Genomic DNA, 20,308 nt, shown 5'->3' with positions numbered 1-20,308 from the left:
TAGAGTATAAATATACTGAAAGATACATTTGAGGAGGAAAATAAATGCATGAATAAACGGAGCATTTTATATATCATTGTATCAACCTTGGTAGTTATGTTAGTATTTACCATAATACCCAAAAGCATTTATGCTATTACTGATTACAATGGAGATGGAATAATAGATAAAGACGAAAAAATGCGCTATATGCAAGAAACGTGGGGCGTAAACTCGTTTGATGAATTAAAGAATCTATGGTCAGATCCTAATTATATTGAAGCTCAAAAAGAAAATGGGAGCGAAAATAAAGCAAACCAGACACCCTCAAAAAAAGAAAAACACACTCATTCATACACTGCCACTGTAACAAAAGAAGCTACTTGCACCGAGGAAGGAAAAACAACGTATAGATGTGAGTGCGGTGATTCTTATACAGAACCTATTCCAAAGAAACCACATGATTATGAAACGACCATAACAAAAGAGCCTACCTGTACAGAACCCGGCACACAAACTCAGGTATGTAAAAACTGTGGCGATACAATTGAAACTACCATCCCTGCACTTGGACACAAGCCTGGCGATTGGACAACTGAAAAAGAGCCTACCTGTTCCGAAGAAGGTAAAAAAGTCCGCTATTGCACAGTTTGTGGCGAAGTAGTAGAAACCATGGTAATCGATAAACTTCCGCATACCGAAGGTGATTGGGAAGTAGTACAAAAGCCAACACTTACAAAAACAGGCTTGAAGATTGTTAAATGTACCGTATGCGGTGAAGTTCTTAAAGAGGAAGTTATCCCTGCAAACACTACACTTCTGTACATTATTATCAGCGCAGTAGTTGCAGTTTTAGTAATCATCGCCTTGGGCGTTATCACATATAAACGAAGACATTAGTATCTTTGAACCCAAAATTTCATTTATTTATCCCATGCAGTAATTAACTGTATGGGATAATCTTTGCCTTGAAACTACACTTTTGGTGTAATATACTTATTACATAATAAACACCATATGTGTCAACAAAAAGGAGATTGTTTTGAAAGCAAAAAGAATAATACCTTCATTTATTATAACGCTGTCAATAATAACATCGTTGCTGACTCCATTAGGGGATATTATTCCTAATAGCACTATCAGAGCAAAAGCAGCTTATGATAGCCTACCTACAGGCGTAACCCCACGTTCGCGAACCGGAATGACGCTTGATTCAAATTCTAAAGTAGCATGGAATACAAACGACGTCTCAGAAATAATAGGTAAGGAACTCGATACACATGATAAAATCCTAACCTCAAAAATCGGCTATCAGACAATCGGTCTTACTATCACTCGTTGCGAACTTGGAACAAAAAATCCAATCAAGCAGGACTGGATAGCCCTTGAATATAACCCTGATTCTATTCAAGATGTAATACAGGGAGACGGAACTTCTCGTTCATACTTTGGCTTTTCTATGGAAAATATAATGAATATTGTAGGCTCTTACAGCGCTGACTGGTTATCAGATATAAAAAGCGGAGAATTATGCTACGTTAAAGTAGATAGTGTCATGATAACGGTGAATTACAACTTAAAACCTGAACAAAGAGATTCTGGAATGGCTTTTTGCGGCCCTGGGCACTGTCTCGATGAGGCAACCAACCCTGGAAACGATAAACCCGCTGTCTACGATAACGTAGGCGTAGGTAAATCCCCTGATGACCTCATACACGCATACGGATGGGCAAGTCCTAAATCCATCAGAACACACTTTGACAGATATATTCTCTTTGCAGGTGAAGAAGATGTAGAACCTACTGTTTTTCCTTCAGATCCTGACGATGGATTCTTTAAACGCACAGGAAAGACAGATCCCCATTACTATACTTGGAATACATCAGATAATAGCGGAGAAGCAGTAGACGGTCCATTTCATCTTGATAAAGGTATTCCCTCCGGTGAAAACATAACAAACGGAGTAGGTTCAGATACATGGTTTGGAAATTATGAAGTGCGGTGGCATAAAGGAGAAAAAGATTTTATAAACCGCTTTAAATTTTCCGTGGACTATTCTTGGAAAGACTGGGAACAGGATCACGATCCTATAACAAGAGAACCGATAGGCGAACCATACGAAGTAACAAGGCATGGTACATACCCTGAAGATGAAGAAGACCGTATCAAGATATGGTCAGACATTAAAAGAGCATATAAATATTATTACATTTCAAATATCAACATGTATGAGATTGCTGATATAGAGGTATGTAACGATGTCTATCCCGGAGACTGGATAAGCTATTCATACCCCGGAAATTCAATCCCTATGGACTCACAGATCAACGGAGTAGCCAACCCAAAAGAGAAAGACTCTTGGCTTACTACAATAGATCAGCACGTAAAATGGCCTGAAAGAAATGAAGAATGGCAGAATAAGAGCGCATCCGTACCAAAACAGGATAGTGAGTCCGAAGCTAAGGCCATGGCTGCTGAAAAATTCGATGAACTTGTAGAAAAATGGTACAACATAGTACATGATGACGTTATCACAGAAGACGATCCCGTAAAAGGAGTCGCTTCTTGGAATGATTATCTAAAACTTGATAATGTCATGTATATGAACGGAGTCACAGGATATACTCCTGTAACACAGACTACAACATATTCCGACGGAAGAAAGATCTACTACGGTGTAAATACAACAGAAGAAGCTGACAGCGATGCAAAAGCTGCTCAAGATTCATGTAAGGATCTTCCAAACGGTGAAGATGATGGGCTCTGGAAATTTAAAGAAAGTAAGGAGACAGTGCTCATCCCAAGGGAAGTAGCAAACGGAGCATATCCTACAAGCATGCAGGCGACATTCATAAAGAGAATACTTGATAACAGCACGGGAAAGACATTCTCAGAAGCTCCTATCTCGCAGCATATAAAGCCGGGATTTGGAAAGAATGAACCTGTATATATCCATACGCCTGTAGTAGGGCCTGTCACAATCCTTGATGCAGACACAGGAACACAGCTTATAACAGAGAATCTTACATCTGATACTGAGATTGTCAATAAAGACGGTACAACTACTGACGGAAAGGTCATATCAGAACTTATACTTGACCACACATATACATTCAGATTTGATCCTGCTCGTCACAGAGCTATACAGGGCTACTCACCAAACGGAGAAGAGAGGATGTATAACAAGTACGTCCTTGCTAAATGGGTAAGATTCCCATTCCACGTAGGAATATATAAAGACGATGGAAGCCTTAAATTCTTCCAGCCCATTGAAGATAAAGACCATGAATATAACGGTGTATATTATACCGACTGGATCGAATGTAACTTTAATCCCGATAATGATTCAGGCCACAATACAGACTACGATGAAATGACAAAATTCTATATCCCTCCTTTTGCAGAGGAAAAGAACTACTGGGAAATTCAGTATATGGTACTTTCATCAAATGTCTACGACGAACATGGCGTTAACCACATCTCAGCACAGGAAGCATACCATAACGTGCTCTGGAACGCAGGGGCATCGGGCGTTAACTATGTGGCTACTTATAAAGTACCCGTGGAAGTATCCGGTATCATCTATGACTTCCAGGTAATAGGAACAAACTCTTATCAGGACTTCTCTGATGAATATTACGATGATTCAGCAGTATCAGTTAAGGGTGATATTGCATTTTCTCCAAGGAAAGAAGAGAAAAAGCAAGGTAATAAAAACAGGCTTGGAGGAACAAGCGTAAGATACAATCTTGACGGAAAGACCACAAGGCTTTGGAAAGATTCAAACACACTTCCTATGGGGCTTGGTTCATCAAAGATATGGTCTAATGCAGGATATCTTAAGGCAGGAACGTTTTTTACTTACTCAGTAAAGACGATCGCGAACCTCTGGGATGAAACAGGAGACTGGGTAAACATCTTCCCTACATTCAGATACTATGATATTGATGGTACGGAGCACAAAAACATACAAGTATATTATCCTAACCCCGATGGGGATGGACTTATAAGGTATGGCAGCGCATGGGATATCCAGTCACTAAAAGGTGCCGATATGGGAACCGGTCTTCAGAAGACTCCTGACCATAGGACATTCACATTCTGGAATGAACAGATGGCTGGAATGCTTTGGGATACGAGCTATACAACAGACAAAAATGAAGCTCAGTTCCTTACAACTGACCTTAACTACTATAAAAACAAAACGGCAGATCCTAACTACTATCATAATCCTGACTTTAGGTATACTATTGGAAGGCATAATTACTTAAAGAACGGTGATAGTACGATAACAGATGCAGATATAACAGAGTTTTTTACAAGGAAAGTAGCTTTTGGAGTAATGAGCCAGCAAAAGCTTACTTCTCAGATGAGGACTCTTACCGGAAATTATGAAGAGCTTGAATTCAATATCGATGATGACCATGGAAAACTTTCAGTGCCGGAGTTTCCAATCAATAATCCTGACACTAAAGAAAAGATGAAGTATTGCATGCAGACATGGTACGGCACATACTACATCCCTTACGGAATCCTTGTATGTGACTCAGATACATTCAAGAACCTTGGCGCAACGGATCAGGATGGCGATGGAGTTATTGATTACTACGATTATCTTTTGCAGTTTAATAACGGCACAGATAACGCAGGAAACCCTGTAAAAGGTGTTGATAAAGAAGCTGACTTCTGGCTCAATACCCCAAAGAAATTCCCTTATGGATTCCTACTGCTCAATTTCAAGATTACCACCACAAATAATAATAATCCTCACCTTCAATATTATGGCGGAACAAAGGATATGTGGCAGGTGCAAGGAGCAAAAAATACTGCGCCTATGGGAGATAAGATGATAACCGATAAATACCCTATAAAGGACATCCCTCTTCAAAGCGGCGATATAGCATTTATTCAGCCAAATGAGAAGAACAGGGAATACTTTACTCAGTCCATCACGCCAAATTGATCGTTGACAAAAATACGCTTTCGGCGTATCATGAACTTAACGTAAAAAATATTCAGTAAAAAGTAAAAGTCACTTATCTCATTTCGGGATCAGTGGCTTTTTACGTTACCAAACCTTAAATCAGTCAGAGGTTAACCAGCCTCAAACAAATCCTGCCGAGCACGGGGTAGGTGGTGTGTTGCATAGTGTAGCACATTCTTTCAGGCCCCGTCATAGATGGCGGGAGGAGTTTATTATGGTTAAATCAGTTATAAGCATCGACTTCATAGCATTTAAACAGGCAATGAGAAGTGGAACAAAAGCTGCAGGGAAAGCAAAAGCATACTATATTGATTATATGGAGAACAAGATCAATATAGAGACTTTCTATTCTGCACTTAAAGAGCTGGATAAGGAACACAAATTCATCGTTGATGGTAACATGGATAATGTGATCTGTGATATCCAGTATGGCATCCACAATGAAGTACAAAGCCAGTTTATAGCAAAGCTCGATGCGTAAAAACCCCCCCCGGACGAGTAGATACTCTCCGGGGGGGGCCATTTTGTTAAGTATTATAAAAAATAATGTGCGTCTTCTTTTTTAATTTTTCCGCTCTCCACATGAAGATCAGTCTTCGCATCCTGAAGCTGTGCTAGCTCATCAATGATTCCAAAGAACTCATCAAGTTCATCTTCCGTATTAGAAACTCCATTATTACTTTTTAAGTTCTGCTGATTTACAAGAGAATGACCATAATCAGAAACTTCCTTTATCTTTTTATCTATATCTTCAACCTTCTTATCTAAAGGAGTTTTATATTCAACTATCTTATCCATAACACCTCCATATATCATCATTAAGTTTTATTATTTTTATACCATATATAATACTATATATAAATAATTTTGCAATACATTTATTATTCAGAAAGTGTGATATGGTTATATTTGTATTGCATTTATTATTCTTTTTGTGTATAATCTTCCTATACACAGGAGGTATTTACATGATCAAAATTCCCGAAGATATCGCGCCTTATCTGGAAATAAAAGACTGTAGTTCATTCCCGATATCCAGGTATTACGTTACAAAAGACATGGATGACATCTTAAAAGAAATCGTCAAAATGCACGAAACAGCACAAAAGCTTCAGAAAATGGGTATAAGCTATCTTAATTCAACTATACTTTATGGTCCCCCTGGTACCGGTAAGACAACAGCAGCAAGATATATAGCATATAAGCTTAAAAAGCCACTTGCTAAGATCAACTTTGCGCAGCTTATTGGAGGAGAGTTTGGAACAACTGCCAAGAATCTATCTGCAATATTCAGATTCATAGCAGATATTGACTGTATCTTCCTCTTAGACGAGATTGACTGCGTGGGAATCAAGCGAGGAACAGAATCAGCGGCAACAGGCGGGGAGCTTGCAAGAGTAACGATAACGCTCATGCAGGAACTTGATTACTTCGAGGATCATAAACTTAAAGTAATCCTTATGGCAGCAACCAATAGAATAGATATCCTCGATGAAGCTTTAGTATCAAGATTTTATCAGCATCAGCTTAAGCCGCTTACAAACGAAGATACAGAGAACTATGCAAAGAAGTTTCTTGATGATGTTGGTGTGCCTTATGATGAATACAATATAGAAAATTATGCAGGAGAAAACAGCGCTCTTACCCAAAGAAATGTTGAGAAAGATATGGTCAGATGCATCGCAGAATGGCTAAATAAGGGCGGCGACTTTATTCTTAATCATATAGGGTAAAAAATATGAGAAAAAAATTTTTTTCAGCACTGATAGTCTCAGTCATGCTCACCGGTTGCGGATCGGAAGCTGATATTTCCAAAAAACCACAGGAAGTCATTTCAAAAGTTCATGTGCAGGCTCAAGCTAAGCAACGAACGCAAAATACACCACATAAAAATATAATCATCGTAAATGATAACAATAACGATGTCTCAGAAAAAAAGGTAACTGTTGATAATGGCATAGTGATCGATCCCGGAGATTCGAAAGTTTTAGAAACAGCCATAGATAGGATCACAGAAGAACTGGAGAGATGATGATGGCAAATAATATCGTAGAAGTAAACGCAAATAATATTGGCGTTATGGATTCTGAAGATATCTTGAATTTCTTTTGCGAGCGTTACAGAGGTCTTAAAGTGCCTGATACCATTGAGTTTTTTGAACTCACAAAAATAGAACATATCTTGTCTTATCTCGCAAATGAGAGAAGTTATCTAAACTATCTTCTGTGTGCTGTGGACATCCAGGCAAGAAGATATAAGATGTCAAAGCTTACCGATGAGCATACATTAGCGGTATGTAAGAAAGAGATAATAAAGGCATACAAGGACAGCCTTGAGACTATGAGTAATACCATTTCAAGAATGATCACTATCTATCAGCTCGAAAAAGAGCAGGAGCGATATGAAAATAAATTAAGCCAGATTGGAGCGTGAGTATGGAACTTGAGGCTATTGGCCTTAATCAAAGAGAGATCACAAAACTTAATAAGAAAGGTTTCTTTACAGTAGAAGACGTGCAGGCGTTCTATCCAAGAAAGTATCTTGATTACTCTAAGCCAACTCCGCTCATGCCTATTGAAAGCGGTAATAATATCGCAGTCATTGGTACTTTTAAGGAAATGGAGACAAAAAAGACCAATAACACTCTTATGCTAAAGGCAAAGGTATACGAAAAAGAAACGGGCACTAAGCTTAATGTGATGTGGATCGGCAATTACTACATGAAAGACATCATAAAGGAGTGGAAAGGAAAAGAAGTTATAGTCTGCGGGAAAATGACATATTCGGAAGACTATAGTAGCTATCACATGTTAAATCCCGACATCTTCAGCACCCGCATAGAAGAACACTTAAAGATCATGCCTGTGTACAGAAAAATGAGCGGCATATCAGAAGAATGGATGAACAGGATAATCGAAAGGTGCTGCAAAGAAGAGACTAAAGATCCTCTTCCTAAAAGTGTCACCGATAAATATCATCTTATGGACTCCCATTCCGCAAAATGTTATATGCATCATCCGGCATCGATCAAGCTCCTTAAGAACGCCCAAAAAAGGCTCATATTTGAATCCTTATATACATTCGCAGAAGCCGTCGAAAAAAAGAATTCAGAGATATCCAAAGGCACGGTTTACAATATAAAAAATACTGACTATGCAAAGGACTATATAAAAATGCTTCCCTTTGAGCTTACGGACTCTCAAAAAAAAGCAGTGAATGATATGCTTACGACTGCATATAAAGGAAAAAGGATACAATCCCTCATACAAGGAGATGTAGGCTCTGGAAAGACTGCGGTAGCAGCCACTATGATGTTTGCATTTGCTTCAAGTGGATATCAGAGCGTACTCATGGCTCCTACAGAAGTGCTGGCTCATCAGCATTATGAAGAGATAAACTCTTATTCAGAAAAAATAGGTGTACGATGTATATTCCTTTCAGGTTCCCTTAAAGCCTCAGAAAAAAAGCAAATCTTAAAAGAAATTGCAGATGGTACAGCCCAGATCATTATAGGCACTCATTCAGTTGTATCAAAGAACGTTATGTATAAAGACCTTGCTCTTTCCGTTGTAGACGAAGAGCACCGCTTCGGAACAGCAATAGAGGAATCCTTGTTTGGAAAGTCAGATAAGGGTATGCATACCATTACCATGTCAGCGACACCTATCCCAAGGACAATAACCGATGTTGTGTATAGTGGAAACACATCTGTTTATGATCTGGAAAGACCTTCGGGCAGGCAAGAAGTACAGACTGCAATCTTCAATAACGACATAAAGATATATGAATTTATCGAAAAAGAGATACAAAAAGGTCGACAAGCCTATGTCATCTGTCCTTTGATCGACACAACAGATAGTAGCGAAAAACGCGATATAAAGAGTGTAGAACAGACAGAAAAGGCATATAAAGCATATTTTGAAAAAAAAGGCATTTCTGTAAGATCAGTAACCGGAAAGACTAAAAAGGATGAAGCAGATGCTATCTTAAAGGATTTCAAAGATGGAAGCATTAAGATACTTATCGCTACTACTATAATTGAAGTCGGAGTAAATAATCCAAACGCCAGTACAATAGTTATCTCTAACGCAGAATGCTTTGGAGTGGCACAGCTCCATCAGTTAAGAGGAAGAGTTGGAAGAGGCGGATATAAAGGATATTGCATCCTCAAATCATCAGACAGGGAAAACGAAAGGCTGAAACTTGTTTGCAGCACAACTAATGGTTTTACTCTTGCAGAAGAGGATGCAAAACTCAGGGGGCCTGGCGATATCCTGGGTGAAAGACAGAGCGGGAGTAATAAAGACATTGAGCTTGTCCTTAAATACCCCGAGATGTACAAATATGCGCAAAGTGAAGCAAAGGCACAGATAGCGCTTTTGTTTAAAATGGCATCAGTTGTCTGAGAGTATTTTTGATAAACTCACATACAAAAAGGGCTACCGCCTCTTTGATAAGGTGGTAGCCATAAAGATTATCATTACCTGATTCAACTAAAATGTTGTGAGATGTTGCAAACAGACTTTATTACCTCACTTGAAATAACTCTCTCTTGTTCTGTCTTTTCTTTTTATTCACATCATTTTGACCATCAACGATTATTAAAAGCCCCTCAAGTACCTCGTCATACGAAATTGGCTTATCACCAGGAAGCCTGGCAGCATTAGCATCATACATGTATTCTGACAACGGAAAGTCTAAGATTCTACTGATATAGACCATTGTGGAAGCTTTTATATCCGTAGTCCCGCTCTCATACTTAGCAATGGATGACCTGTCAATATTTAATTCCGCGGCTAAATAATCCTGAGATTTGTTACTTTTAATTCTGTGCTTTCTAATTACTGTTCCGATGTTTGTTAAAAATGCCTCTTTTAAAATTTCCATGTCTTTTCCCATTATGCCTCACCTCGCTGAATTAAATAGTAGTCGTGAATACGATTCACACATCTTGAAAGTATCGTACAATGCACGAAAATACAATGTCAACTATAGATAATTTCGTGCATGCCATTCACTATTTACCCTGTTGTGATAAATGACTTTTGACATATTACACAATACAATTGTATCCATGATACACAAAAGAGAGTCGAGCGAGATTTGTAATAAGGAAATTACACCATTTAGGAATATTAATTCTTACTTAATGCAAAAAATCTATCTCCTGAGTATTGATAGCCGATAAGCATGCAAATTATTGTTAATATCCATTTTAATATTTCGCATATTCCATCATACACCTATTGTGTATTATTATATTTGTATCGTGATAGTTGTCACGAACATTTAAGGAAAATTGGATGATAAGTTAAAGCAACAGGAAATCATTAGGAATCTGGAGGTACTCTTATGGTAAAAGAACGCAAACTTAATATCGTCAGTAACCTTTCTTACATTTCAGACTTCTTTGCGACAACAGCAGAGAAGATGAATGCGGGAACCGCAACTAAAATCGAAGTGACACTCGCAGACTCTTTTTTGCACTACGACCAGTATGCAGGAGATGACTATGTTTCAACCGTCATGGAGGCTTGCAACAAGCTCTACGGTTCCAACCCGCTTGCAGGTCTTGCATATGTAGAATATCCTGAACCGGCAGATGAACAGGCGAAAATACTTCAATCAGCATCAGAAGCGATCACAGCTTTTTGTGACACGCTCCCAAAGAAAAGCACTACCTATAATATGAATACCACGCTGTTTATCAAACAAGAGCCAGTCAAAAGGCTCACACGCCAATACGAGCCATTTCCACTTAACTCAGAATATAGTATAGCCTACAACGACTGATAAGGATTTCAAAAGCCTTTGGTATATGCCAAAGGCTTTTACTATGAATAGTATTTGTATTGCATTTATTATACATATAGAGTATAATCAATTCATGGGCAACATGATAAATACACCATTTAAAGTAAATTTCATATATAACGTATTTCACAATGATACTAATGGCTATAGCGTATCCAAATTCAGGGATATAGAGACGGATAAGACTATTACCTGCAGGGGATATGATCTCCCAGATAATAAGAACATCACATATAGCTTTATCGCAGAGGAGATAGTAGATAAAAAGTACGGGTTGCAATACGAAGTAAAGTCTTTCTCTGAGTATATCGATAAATCCAAAGACGGGATACTCTCTTATCTTTCATCCGGGATAATAAAAGGCATTGGCAAAAAGACAGCAGAAAGAATCTTTGAAAAATATGGTCTTGACAGCCTTGATATTCTTGAAAAAAATCCCGAAAAGCTTCTTGAGATCAAAGGCATCACCGAGGCAAAGCTTGAGATAATAGTCGAATCCTATCAGAAAAACCATATTCCTAAAGAGCTGGCAGAGCTACTTGTTGGAGATAAGTTTTCTCCAAGGATAACTGTGGCGGTGTATAAGAAATATAAAAAAGATGCATATTCCATGATATGTAAGAATCCTTACATACTTTGCGATGTGAAAGGTATATCTTTTACAATGGCAGATTCAATAAAAGATAAGCTTTGCATCGATACTTTTGACAGAAACCGGATATCGGCAGCCATATCCGAAAGTATCAAACTTAACTTTTTTTCCGGTAAGGTCGGAATCACCATGAAAGACCTTATCACATATACATCTAAGCTCACTAAAATAGAAGATACAGCTCTGATCAAGAAAAACATCATATCAGGCATTAAATACGGAGATATTGCATACAGGAAGATAAATTACAACGGGAAAATATATCAGTATATCTATAACAGGACAATAAAGCAGGTAGAAGAATCCCTTGCTGCCAACATCTTGCGAAAACTCAATCAGCAAAAAGACTATAGCAAAAAAGCTGCGGAGATATTAAATACCTTAAACCTTGGTATTGTCCTTGATCCCGCTCAAAAAGAAGCTGCTATCGGAGTTTTTAAAAGTGGCATATCAATAATTAAAGGTGGGCCGGGAACAGGTAAGACCACCATTATAAATACAGTAACTGCTCTTGCTAGAGAGATCAGCGGAAATGATAATCAGATAGTATTAGCTCCCACAGGAAGAGCAGCAAGAAGAATAACGGAAAGTTCAGGTATAAGTGCAAAGACGGTCCATAGCCTGCTCGCTTTAAAGCCATCCGACAATAAAACTATAGAAATATATCAAAATGAAGGCGATGGAGATAAAATCAAAGATATGTTCATCATCATTGATGAATCTTCAATGTTAGAAATGTTTCTTGCTCTAGCTCTTTTTGAAGGAACAGAAAACTGCCGCTACCTTTTTGTAGGAGATCCTAATCAGCTTCCTTCTGTAGGCGCAGGAAACGTCTTAAGAGATATGATAGAAAGCGGCGTGATCCCTACGTTTAACCTCACATATGTCCACAGGCAGTCAAAAGGCTCAACTGTCAAAAAAAACGCCTATGCAATGCAGACAGGCGGGACCGTTTTTGAGGAAGCAGAAGACTTTATCTGTGACTATGGAAAATCCATGAATGATATTGAAGACGCGATTGTCGATACATATATAAAAGAAAAGAAAACAAATCCCGAGAAGTCTCTTGCAGTCTTATGCCCTTACAAAAAATACGCAGCAGGCATAAACATCATCAATAAGAGACTACAGAATGCCATAAATCCTTCTAAAGTAGAATTCAAAGGAATGGGAGATATGGTGTTTAGAGTTGGGGATCCTGTCATGCACATCCTTACAAATACAAATGATGCATTAAACGGAGATGTCGGAACAGTAACCCGCATCGGTCAGCTCGAAGAGGATTTCGGCATCGAAGTTAAATATCCTATAGCAAAAGGATCATTTAAAAAACAATATACAGCAGAAGATATAGCTCAGCTCACACTTGCCTATGCAATGACAGTCCATAAAGCGCAGGGTTCAGAATATGATACGGTAATTACGCTCTTGACAGCAGCTCATAGGAATTTTGTAACAAGGAATATTCCTTATACAGCGATCACCAGAGCAAAAGAGAAAGTATATTTTTTCTCTGACAGTAAATCAACTGTAAAGAAAGCTATTGAAAACAACCATACAGAGAACAGAAATACACTTTTGTGGTATCTTCTTAAAACCGGATACATGGCAACAAATAACTCGGTTGTATCTCCAAAGAAAGAAAGACCTGTAAAGAAAGAACAGTGTGATGGCCAGATGAGCTTAAAACTCGCATGAAAGGAAAAAATATGAAGAGCGATATGACAATAAAGGAAATAAATGAAAAGTATATAGCACTTGCCATGAACAAGGCGATGATGGCCGATGGAAGCATTGCAAAGTTTATCCTTTATGCACAGAACTGGAACGATTTCGATAACGACCACTACGTTCTTTGTTCAGAGATTGGTGACAGGATAGCTTTTGATAAGGTCGATGATCTTAAGGAAGTAAATAATGTTGCACAGAATCTTTCCGGTAATTATACAAAAATGCTGTTTACAAAGGATCCCGACGGTGAGATTCAAGGAGATATCTTTGGAAAAGTTATCTTTTGAAAAGTTATAGCAAAAGAGGAGAACATAATATGTATATAAATGATTATGCAGAAGCACTTAAACTCATGGGCTACAAGGAAAGCATAAAACCTGGCTGGTACACTTACGTAAAACTTGACAAAGGCCGGTATAAGGTCGTTGTAATGCTTCATAATAACTTTGGCAACCTAATTCAGACAGAGAAGAACCTAAACATGATAAAAGAACAGATTGATAATGACGCTAAAACGCTCCCTATTGAAGCAGAAAGAGAATTTCTTTTCGTTATCCTTGTGTCTAAGAAGGCTTTCTTTGAAGGTCTTGGGAGGGATAATAACGTCCTTCAGATAGCTGAGAACGGAAAGTATAAAAAGTCGCTCAAGGATGCAGTGTTTAATGAAGAGTTAAAAGAGCTTAACAGCTCTAGGATATATGAGCAGGCAGTAAACAACAGGCTAAGTTACTCTTATCTCTATAAGCACAGAACATCCTTTATCACATTCCTTATTGCTGCCATCTGTGTATTCCTAATGGCAAAGAGAGTCGATCCTCTTACATATGGAGCAAGTTACAACCTTGTAAGGCTTCAGGGACACTATCAAAACCTTATTACAGCAAACTTCCTGCATGTCGGGCTATTACACTTTTTTGGAAATCTTATAACGCTTCTTATAATAGGAACTACCCTTGAAAAGAAGATAGGACATGCACGATACTTTATCCTTATACTTTCAAGTGCTCTCTTTACAAGCGCTGTGTCAATATCCTGGTACTTTATAAAGGAAAATCCCGAGATGATAACTGTTGGCCTTTCAGGAGTATTATTTGCTATCCTAGGAGCGGATATAGTGTACGGATTTAAACATAAAGAAAACATCATCTATCCCCTCGCCTTTATTGTTTTCAATATCTTATCGGGAGTGCTTTCGCCGAATGTAAACAATACAGCACATATCTCTGGGCTTATCTTTGGAGAATGGTTCATGCTGATCATGATTTTAGCTTTTGGTGCAAAGAAAGACAACCTGAGTACATATATTTATAAGCACAAGGTACAGAGAATGTCAGAAACACGTTCTTGACAAAATAGAATATTGTAAGATGCCTTTTGCGTCTTTGGCAGATCTTAAACACCTAAAATTTGTTGCAAATATACTATTGGTGTAGTAATATAATGATAACGTCAAATAAATATCGTAAGAACCTAAGCAGTCACTAAATATAGTGGCTGCTTTTTCGTTTCTAAAAATCCCAACTTAAAATAACGTCCTATGGGCGATCAAATAAATAACTATTAAACAATTTCATATTGGAGGATATCGCTATGAACAAAAGAGAAATGGAGCTTGAGCTTTTAAAGCATGACAACACACTTCTTGGAGGCGGATTTAAAGACCGTGGGCCATGGGGCGATTCAAAGTATAGAGGAAATGCCTCCGGCTGGGTAACGGCCTTTCTTCTGCACAAGTATAAGGTTCGCAAGCTAGCAGAGATTTTTGCAGGAAGCGGCACTGGCAGTGACGTATGCAGGGACTGGGGAATTCCTTACTTTGGAATGGATCTTAACCCTAATCCTGTAAGAGATAACATCATAGCATTCAATGCACTCACAGATGATGCTCCTGATGAAGTAAGAGATTCGGATATGCTCTTTGCTCATCCCCCTTACTCAAATCTTATCAAGATTCCTTACGCAGACAGCCAGTGGAAAGACACAACTAATGACCATAATCTTGCAAGGTACGATCTTGGCAGGATGGATTGGGATCTTTTCGTAAAGGCAATGAACAAGGTAATGATGAAGTTTTATGCAGCAATGCCAAAAGGTGGCCGGACTGCTTGGCTTGTTGGTGATATAAGAAGAAACGGCAAGTATTATTCCATGTTTAAGGACATGGTGCTTCCGGGAACTCTCGAACAAATTATCATTAAGCCTCAGTGGAACACAGTTTCTGATGGAAGGACATATTCCAATAAGAACTTCGTACCGATCGTCCATGAGATACTTGTAGTCCTCAAAAAAGACGATGGTATGATGATCCATTACTCATTACCGGTTGAGTATGAGCTCGATATCAGGGATTCCAAGACAGCTACTTGGCTCGATATAGTCACTGCTGTAATGGACAAGCTTGGCGAGGCTGACCTTGGCAAGATCTATTCTGAGATTGAAGGCCACGAAAAAGCAAAAGCAAACTCACACTGGAAGGAGAAGGTAAGGCAGACTCTTCAGATGAGTAAGAGATGCAAAAACACAGCTCGTGGCGTTTGGGCCGTTGCTGCATAAGGAGGGCATATGAATATTGCGGAAATGAAGCAGTATATCGAAAAGAAAATTGGAGCCGGCATATTAGGTCAGCTCTCAAACGAAGGATTGCTCTTTTACTACAGAGCCATAAAGGATTACAACATGGATGTATACGATGCAGACAGATGGGCATGGCTGAACACCTTGTTTGGCTATAACATCGGTGAAAGTGCTGCTACAAGTATAAACCATTGGCTGTATGAGAACGGGCAGGATGTGTATGACTTAACGCACAAGGATAAAGGTACTCTTCAGAATATCTGCAAACTTGAGCTTAGCATTAATCTTGATTTTTCAAAATTCCTGGATCATACACCAAACTTTTATGAATACCATGTTGCATGAATTTGCTCTACCTGAAAGGGATGAGTTTTAAAGGATGTGGGATTGAGAAACCATTGGGGTGATGGTTGCTGCCCGTACTTTGGTACGTAGAGTAGCATGCTTCCCTTTGGCCGTCAGGAATGACTACATATCCATAGCAGACCATAGAGTACTGCACCATACATCCATAGGAAGCAACTATTAAATATTGTACAGCGCTAAGGGCGCAAGGAGGATTACATATGAGAGTAGCAAGATTTATGAGCGCCCGCGAATTTGGGCTATTTATGAAAGGCAAGACAATAAGACCTATCCATGACTGTTCTGGTTCTTCCATGAACACCATGGAATCTGCAAGTGTGTGCTTCTTCCCATGGTCAGATGACCGTAAGGCAGAGTGCATGGTACAGACTCGCTTTGCAAGAGAAATCATCGGAGAGCGCCTTGAAACGACTCCCGGTGGTGGCTACTTATGTATCTTTGAGGTCAACTCAAAGAGACTGCAAGGTGGTGAGGGGCTTTATGGCGATACATGTTCTACTGAGTATTACATGCCTTGTTACAATAAGAGGCTTGTAAAGCTCGTAAGAGCTGAGTATCGCCGTCAATGCTCTTTTTAAAATGGCTCTAAGCAGCGCCGTATAACTCGGAAGACCGAAGAATAGTAGGCAAAACTTAATAATAGAGAGGATAAATATATGGGTGTTTTTACATGGACTGATGCAGCTGTTAAAAATCCAAGAGCTGATAGGTACGGAGACTATAGAAGAAAAGACATCGTAGAATACGGCGGATATGCAAAGCTTATCTGCCCGGATGACACAGAGATTGAAACTGAATGCCATGACAGTTACGGTAGAATCGGAATATATGATATCTACGAGCTTGTTGCAGAATGGAACAGATTCGAACTTTCAGCAGATAACCTTTCAAAGAAACCGGACGATCCTACAAGATATGGCGGTCTTTGGGATTATGAGAAGAAAAAGCTAAAAGAAGAAGGATATTCTGACGATGAGATCAAAGCCCTTGATGAGGCAGATCGTAAAAAATACTTTGATACAGCCGTAAGAGTATGGGAAAACACGGCAGCTCTTATAGATGAGTACAAGACTGGCGCCTCAAATGAAGAACTTTCCAAGAAATACGGAAAGGAGTGGAAACGTGAGATTGGTATTGCAATCGCCTGCGAAGACGATAATGCAAGAAAGCTCAAATATCCTATCAAGCTCACAAAAAATCGTGATGCACACGGGTATGACAGCCTTTACATCTCATACAGTTGTCAGTAAAAGGGAGGATATATGCTACTTTTAAAATTTTTGAAAGAGGATACTGAGTATTCTGTTTATGGCAAAAGCATAAGTATTTGCCCTGAACAGCCAGATCCTATAAGGATCAAAGAGCCTGAAGTATATAAGGGCAAAGAGCTGCTGACTGACTTTGGCGAAAATTTCCATGGCCATCATTTCGATGCCGAGGAAGCCGCACAGTCTGTTATAAGAGCATTCATAAACCATGATAAGACACTAAAGTTTAGGCAGGTTCTTAAGTATATCACCGTGTTTTCAGATCAGTTCTTTGAGAAAGATATTAGTCTCAGAGGCAGATACACTACTGAGGACGGAAAAGAACATTCCAGATGGATTCCCCTTAAATATTTTGGTGAAAACATCCTGCCACTTCAGCTTGTAGATTCTGATGATTGCGCTTATTACTCAGATGGTGATGAATTTATTGTCATAAGGGCAGATGGCAGCCTTGCTTCTGATTATGAATTTTTATATGAGAATTCAATGCTTGAAGCTCTTGAAAAAGGGGGCTGCAAGTATAAGTCAGAGGAAACAAAAGCAATCGTCTTGGCATGAATACTGCATTAACCCTTTTTTCCATGGAGGAATAACAAATGAACAACATGAATTCCGGATACTTTAGGTATTCCATGAGTAATAGAGCGGCAGAAGCATATGAAAATGGTGAAAAGCCGCTGTCAAAATGGACAAAGAAAGCAATAATAGAACAGATAGAAGAGTATATCAAAGACTCTTCTATCTCATGTCCTATTGAGGAATTAAAGAAAGTTCCTGCTTTGGTGCTTAAAAAACTTGTGCTTAAGCGGTCTTCTTGGCATCATACATCTTATTACGCGAATGCTACTGATTTTTATTCGGTCGATCAGGATAAACTTTCTGATCTGACTAAAGAAGATATTGAAGCTGCTTTAGCTGCAGCGAAGCAATCTGTAGTACAGATAGACAGCTATCGCGGAAGCATAAATTATCTTGTATGGACAGGTAGCCGTAAGCACCCTAAAGCTACAAGACATTCTCTTGAAGATGTAAACATAGAAGAGAAAGGTGCTTTTTATATTGTTACGGATGATTCTGGGAAGGAAATCTTAAGAAAAAAGATAGGTTCAAACGGCACTCACGTTTATAGGAAGGATGGATGATCTACTTTTTTAATGTGTGGAGTTCAGGTTATATGGTACAATAAGGGCATTGAGAACGAATTACACACTGTCTTAAATGAGGGAGAAAACATATGGCTTACGAGCTGAACGGTGAGAATATCAGTTATGATTATGAAGAACTGATCGCAGAGCTTAAATCGGATATTGCTGAAGGACTCATTGATACATCAAGTATCATCAATATCGTAAGAAGACCTAATCCAAAGCTTACCAGAGTAAATTATACTCCGATAGTTGACTACTACTATCCGCGGGCTCTTATGGAATTAACTGAGCCATTGGAAGTTCTGTACAATAGGGATGAGTATTCACAGGAAGAATGGGACAGCATGGAAGAAGAAAGGAAGCAGCGTCTCGAACAATATCGAAAAGATGAGCCGACTTTTGAAAAAGCAACTGTTCTGGCAGTTCTTACTGAGATGGAACAGTGGAATAGTATTATTTGATAACGTTAAACTGAGAGCTTTCCTTTACAAGGAGGGCTCTTTTTTTGTAGGATAACAGAATTCAGGAAGATCCGCTTGTAATATCGATGATTAATGGGAAAGACCTATTAGCACATAGAGGATAGACTAATAGGTCCTGAGTCTCTATATGACATTTATGCCATATAGAACATAATGGGGTTTATATATTTCACGGAGAGAGAAATATATTGAACCTGAGCTGGGAATTATAACAAGATAACGTTAACACGTTCTTAAAACAAAATCAAACTAAATCTTAAGTAAAACTTATATGTTCATACTTCTCATAGACATCTTTTTGTATTCGGGAATAGGGAAATAAACAGCTTATTTCAGTGAATCCCTACGTTTTGATGAGGGCGTAGCATCGATAAATTAACATTGATAAAGAGTATTCTTCATGATAAAATGTTAATAATTATTTAAGCTAACGAGGAGTATTAGGTATGGCAGAAAGAGAAGTATTCATGGACACCAACGTGTTCACGAGTATTGTTGATGATATACAAAATGCAGCGGCAAGCTGCGTTCTTTCGGATGAACCACTTGGAATTATGAACGTTATGGAAGGAACTGATGTTGGAAGAAAAATGAATGAGATTCTTAAAAAAGTCTACAAAACACAGGACTTATATAGACATGAAACAGCAGACTCTCTTCCAAGAGCCCTTCTTACATTAAAAGACAGCATGATCGAGCAGGATAAGATCATCAGCGATAGTCTTACTGTTGAAAAAATCGGAGGAAAACAATAATGGGGATTCATTCAGATATAGCGAGATTACATCAGAAGATAAGAGAATGTGAGGATGATATTTCTGAGCTTGAAGAGGCGCGTGAGTTTTTGCGTCAAAAACACACTATAATACAGGATGAGGCGTATGAACCAGCAAAAAACTTTGACATAACATGCGGCGAACAATTCAGAGGTAAACTTGAAGAAAAAGCTGAAGACGCCCGTTATGATATTACTGCTAGGACTGAGATTTGCCAGAACGCTACATTGGAGTTTGTATCTCAGATTGATGTAACAATAGAAAGGCTCCGAGAAATGATCTGCGAATATGAAAGCGAGATCGACCGTCTTGAAGAAGAACTTCGCTCAAGAGAATTAAGCCAAAATAGAGAGTAGAGGTAATAATGTAATGGGAAAAACATGGGATACAGAAAAGATAGAAAAATTCATTGCTTCTTTCGCTGGGGCGTATGATAGATATACAGATGATCTTCATTCACTCGAAGATGGAATGTCAAAGTATTACTTTAATGATACATACAGAGGACAAGCGGCTGAAGCTTCTAAAAATTTC

22 protein-coding genes are annotated in these 20,308 nt (G+C 38.6%); 20 read left to right on the top strand and 2 right to left on the bottom strand.

The genetic code is table 11. From position 1 onward, the window contains the following. Window positions 1–48 precede the first annotated feature (48 nt). From BM398_RS16330 to BM398_RS16320, 3 genes are all read left to right on the top strand, one after another. Window positions 49–879 carry a hypothetical protein gene (locus BM398_RS16330; RefSeq protein ID WP_092339294.1) on the top strand — a complete coding sequence of 277 codons (831 nt, stop codon included), beginning with the start codon at window positions 49–51 and terminating at the stop codon, window positions 877–879. A 142-nt stretch (window positions 880–1,021) separates the two neighbouring features. Beyond that, window positions 1,022–4,942, top strand: a complete 3,921-nt coding sequence (locus tag BM398_RS16325; RefSeq protein WP_139233844.1) for a hypothetical protein — start codon at window positions 1,022–1,024, stop codon at window positions 4,940–4,942. A gap of 235 nt (window positions 4,943–5,177) precedes the next feature. After that, window positions 5,178–5,444 (top strand): hypothetical protein, encoded by a 267-nt coding sequence (locus BM398_RS16320; RefSeq protein ID WP_092339289.1) that lies wholly within the window; start codon window positions 5,178–5,180, stop codon window positions 5,442–5,444. Window positions 5,445–5,497: 53 nt separating this feature from the next. Here BM398_RS16320 and BM398_RS16315 read toward each other — a convergent pair whose 3' ends face one another. Continuing rightward, on the bottom strand, window positions 5,498–5,761 hold the full coding sequence (locus BM398_RS16315) for a hypothetical protein (RefSeq protein WP_092339287.1): 264 nt from the start codon (window positions 5,759–5,761) through the stop codon (window positions 5,498–5,500). Window positions 5,762–5,931: 170 nt separating this feature from the next. Between BM398_RS16315 and BM398_RS16310 the strand changes: the two genes are divergently transcribed. From BM398_RS16310 to BM398_RS16295, 4 genes are read left to right on the top strand one after another with little or no spacing between them, the layout of a single operon-like run. Continuing rightward, entirely contained in the window at window positions 5,932–6,696 is a 765-nt protein-coding gene (locus BM398_RS16310; RefSeq protein ID WP_175531995.1) for an ATP-binding protein, read from the top strand. 5 nt (window positions 6,697–6,701) lie between these two features. After that, window positions 6,702–6,995 carry a hypothetical protein gene (locus BM398_RS16305; RefSeq protein ID WP_092339283.1) on the top strand — a complete coding sequence of 98 codons (294 nt, stop codon included), beginning with the start codon at window positions 6,702–6,704 and terminating at the stop codon, window positions 6,993–6,995. A 2-nt stretch (window positions 6,996–6,997) separates the two neighbouring features. Beyond that, window positions 6,998–7,396: a hypothetical protein gene (locus tag BM398_RS16300; protein ID WP_092339281.1), complete on the top strand. Its 399-nt coding sequence runs from the start codon at window positions 6,998–7,000 to the stop codon at window positions 7,394–7,396. Window positions 7,397–7,398: 2 nt separating this feature from the next. After that, entirely contained in the window at window positions 7,399–9,369 is a 1,971-nt protein-coding gene (locus BM398_RS16295; protein ID WP_092339279.1) for an ATP-dependent DNA helicase RecG, read from the top strand. 121 nt (window positions 9,370–9,490) lie between these two features. Here the strand turns inward: BM398_RS16295 and BM398_RS16290 are convergent, their stop codons facing one another. Next, the gene (locus tag BM398_RS16290; RefSeq protein WP_092339277.1) at window positions 9,491–9,862 is read right to left on the bottom strand and encodes a helix-turn-helix domain-containing protein; all 372 of its coding nucleotides are present in this window, start codon (window positions 9,860–9,862) and stop codon (window positions 9,491–9,493) included. A gap of 453 nt (window positions 9,863–10,315) precedes the next feature. Here BM398_RS16290 and BM398_RS16285 point away from each other — a divergent pair, with 453 nt between their 5' ends. The 13 genes from BM398_RS16285 to BM398_RS16225 all read left to right on the top strand — a co-directional run bounded on the left by BM398_RS16285 (window position 10,316) and on the right by BM398_RS16225 (window position 20,130). After that, the gene (locus tag BM398_RS16285) at window positions 10,316–10,756 is read left to right on the top strand and encodes a hypothetical protein (RefSeq protein ID WP_092339275.1); all 441 of its coding nucleotides are present in this window, start codon (window positions 10,316–10,318) and stop codon (window positions 10,754–10,756) included. A gap of 43 nt (window positions 10,757–10,799) precedes the next feature. Next, on the top strand, window positions 10,800–13,127 hold the full coding sequence (recD2, locus tag BM398_RS16280) for an SF1B family DNA helicase RecD2 (RefSeq protein ID WP_175531994.1): 2,328 nt from the start codon (window positions 10,800–10,802) through the stop codon (window positions 13,125–13,127). Continuing rightward, window positions 13,124–13,447 (top strand): hypothetical protein, encoded by a 324-nt coding sequence (locus tag BM398_RS16275; protein WP_092339271.1) that lies wholly within the window; start codon window positions 13,124–13,126, stop codon window positions 13,445–13,447. The genes recD2 and BM398_RS16275 overlap by 4 nt, the downstream gene beginning before the upstream one ends. A gap of 29 nt (window positions 13,448–13,476) precedes the next feature. Beyond that, window positions 13,477–14,508, top strand: coding sequence for a rhomboid family intramembrane serine protease (locus BM398_RS16270; protein ID WP_092339269.1), 1,032 nt, complete (start codon window positions 13,477–13,479; stop codon window positions 14,506–14,508). Between the two features lie 242 nt (window positions 14,509–14,750). Continuing rightward, entirely contained in the window at window positions 14,751–15,713 is a 963-nt protein-coding gene (locus BM398_RS16265; RefSeq protein ID WP_092339267.1) for a hypothetical protein, read from the top strand. Between the two features lie 9 nt (window positions 15,714–15,722). After that, window positions 15,723–16,079 carry a hypothetical protein gene (locus tag BM398_RS16260; RefSeq protein ID WP_092339265.1) on the top strand — a complete coding sequence of 119 codons (357 nt, stop codon included), beginning with the start codon at window positions 15,723–15,725 and terminating at the stop codon, window positions 16,077–16,079. 221 nt (window positions 16,080–16,300) lie between these two features. Continuing rightward, complete coding sequence (locus BM398_RS16255; RefSeq protein WP_092339263.1) at window positions 16,301–16,678, top strand: hypothetical protein; 378 nt, start codon at window positions 16,301–16,303, stop codon at window positions 16,676–16,678. Window positions 16,679–16,756: 78 nt separating this feature from the next. After that, the gene (locus tag BM398_RS16250; RefSeq protein ID WP_092339261.1) at window positions 16,757–17,350 is read left to right on the top strand and encodes a hypothetical protein; all 594 of its coding nucleotides are present in this window, start codon (window positions 16,757–16,759) and stop codon (window positions 17,348–17,350) included. A 12-nt stretch (window positions 17,351–17,362) separates the two neighbouring features. Next, on the top strand, window positions 17,363–17,926 hold the full coding sequence (locus tag BM398_RS16245; RefSeq protein WP_092339258.1) for a hypothetical protein: 564 nt from the start codon (window positions 17,363–17,365) through the stop codon (window positions 17,924–17,926). A gap of 38 nt (window positions 17,927–17,964) precedes the next feature. Then, a complete protein-coding gene (locus BM398_RS16240; RefSeq protein WP_092339256.1) occupies window positions 17,965–18,510 on the top strand; it encodes a hypothetical protein in 546 nt (181 codons plus the stop codon). Between the two features lie 92 nt (window positions 18,511–18,602). After that, window positions 18,603–18,977 carry a hypothetical protein gene (locus tag BM398_RS16235; RefSeq protein ID WP_092339254.1) on the top strand — a complete coding sequence of 125 codons (375 nt, stop codon included), beginning with the start codon at window positions 18,603–18,605 and terminating at the stop codon, window positions 18,975–18,977. Between the two features lie 467 nt (window positions 18,978–19,444). Beyond that, window positions 19,445–19,753: a hypothetical protein gene (locus BM398_RS16230; RefSeq protein ID WP_092339252.1), complete on the top strand. Its 309-nt coding sequence runs from the start codon at window positions 19,445–19,447 to the stop codon at window positions 19,751–19,753. Continuing rightward, complete coding sequence (locus BM398_RS16225) at window positions 19,753–20,130, top strand: YwqH-like family protein (RefSeq protein ID WP_092339250.1); 378 nt, start codon at window positions 19,753–19,755, stop codon at window positions 20,128–20,130. The genes BM398_RS16230 and BM398_RS16225 overlap by 1 nt, the downstream gene beginning before the upstream one ends. The last annotated feature ends 178 nt before the right edge of the window (window positions 20,131–20,308 follow it).

Origin of the sequence: Butyrivibrio sp. M55, from assembly GCF_900116865.1 — a bacterium.
GTDB lineage: Bacteria > Bacillota > Clostridia > Lachnospirales > Lachnospiraceae > Butyrivibrio.
This window is presented reverse-complemented; position numbering and strand designations above follow the sequence as displayed.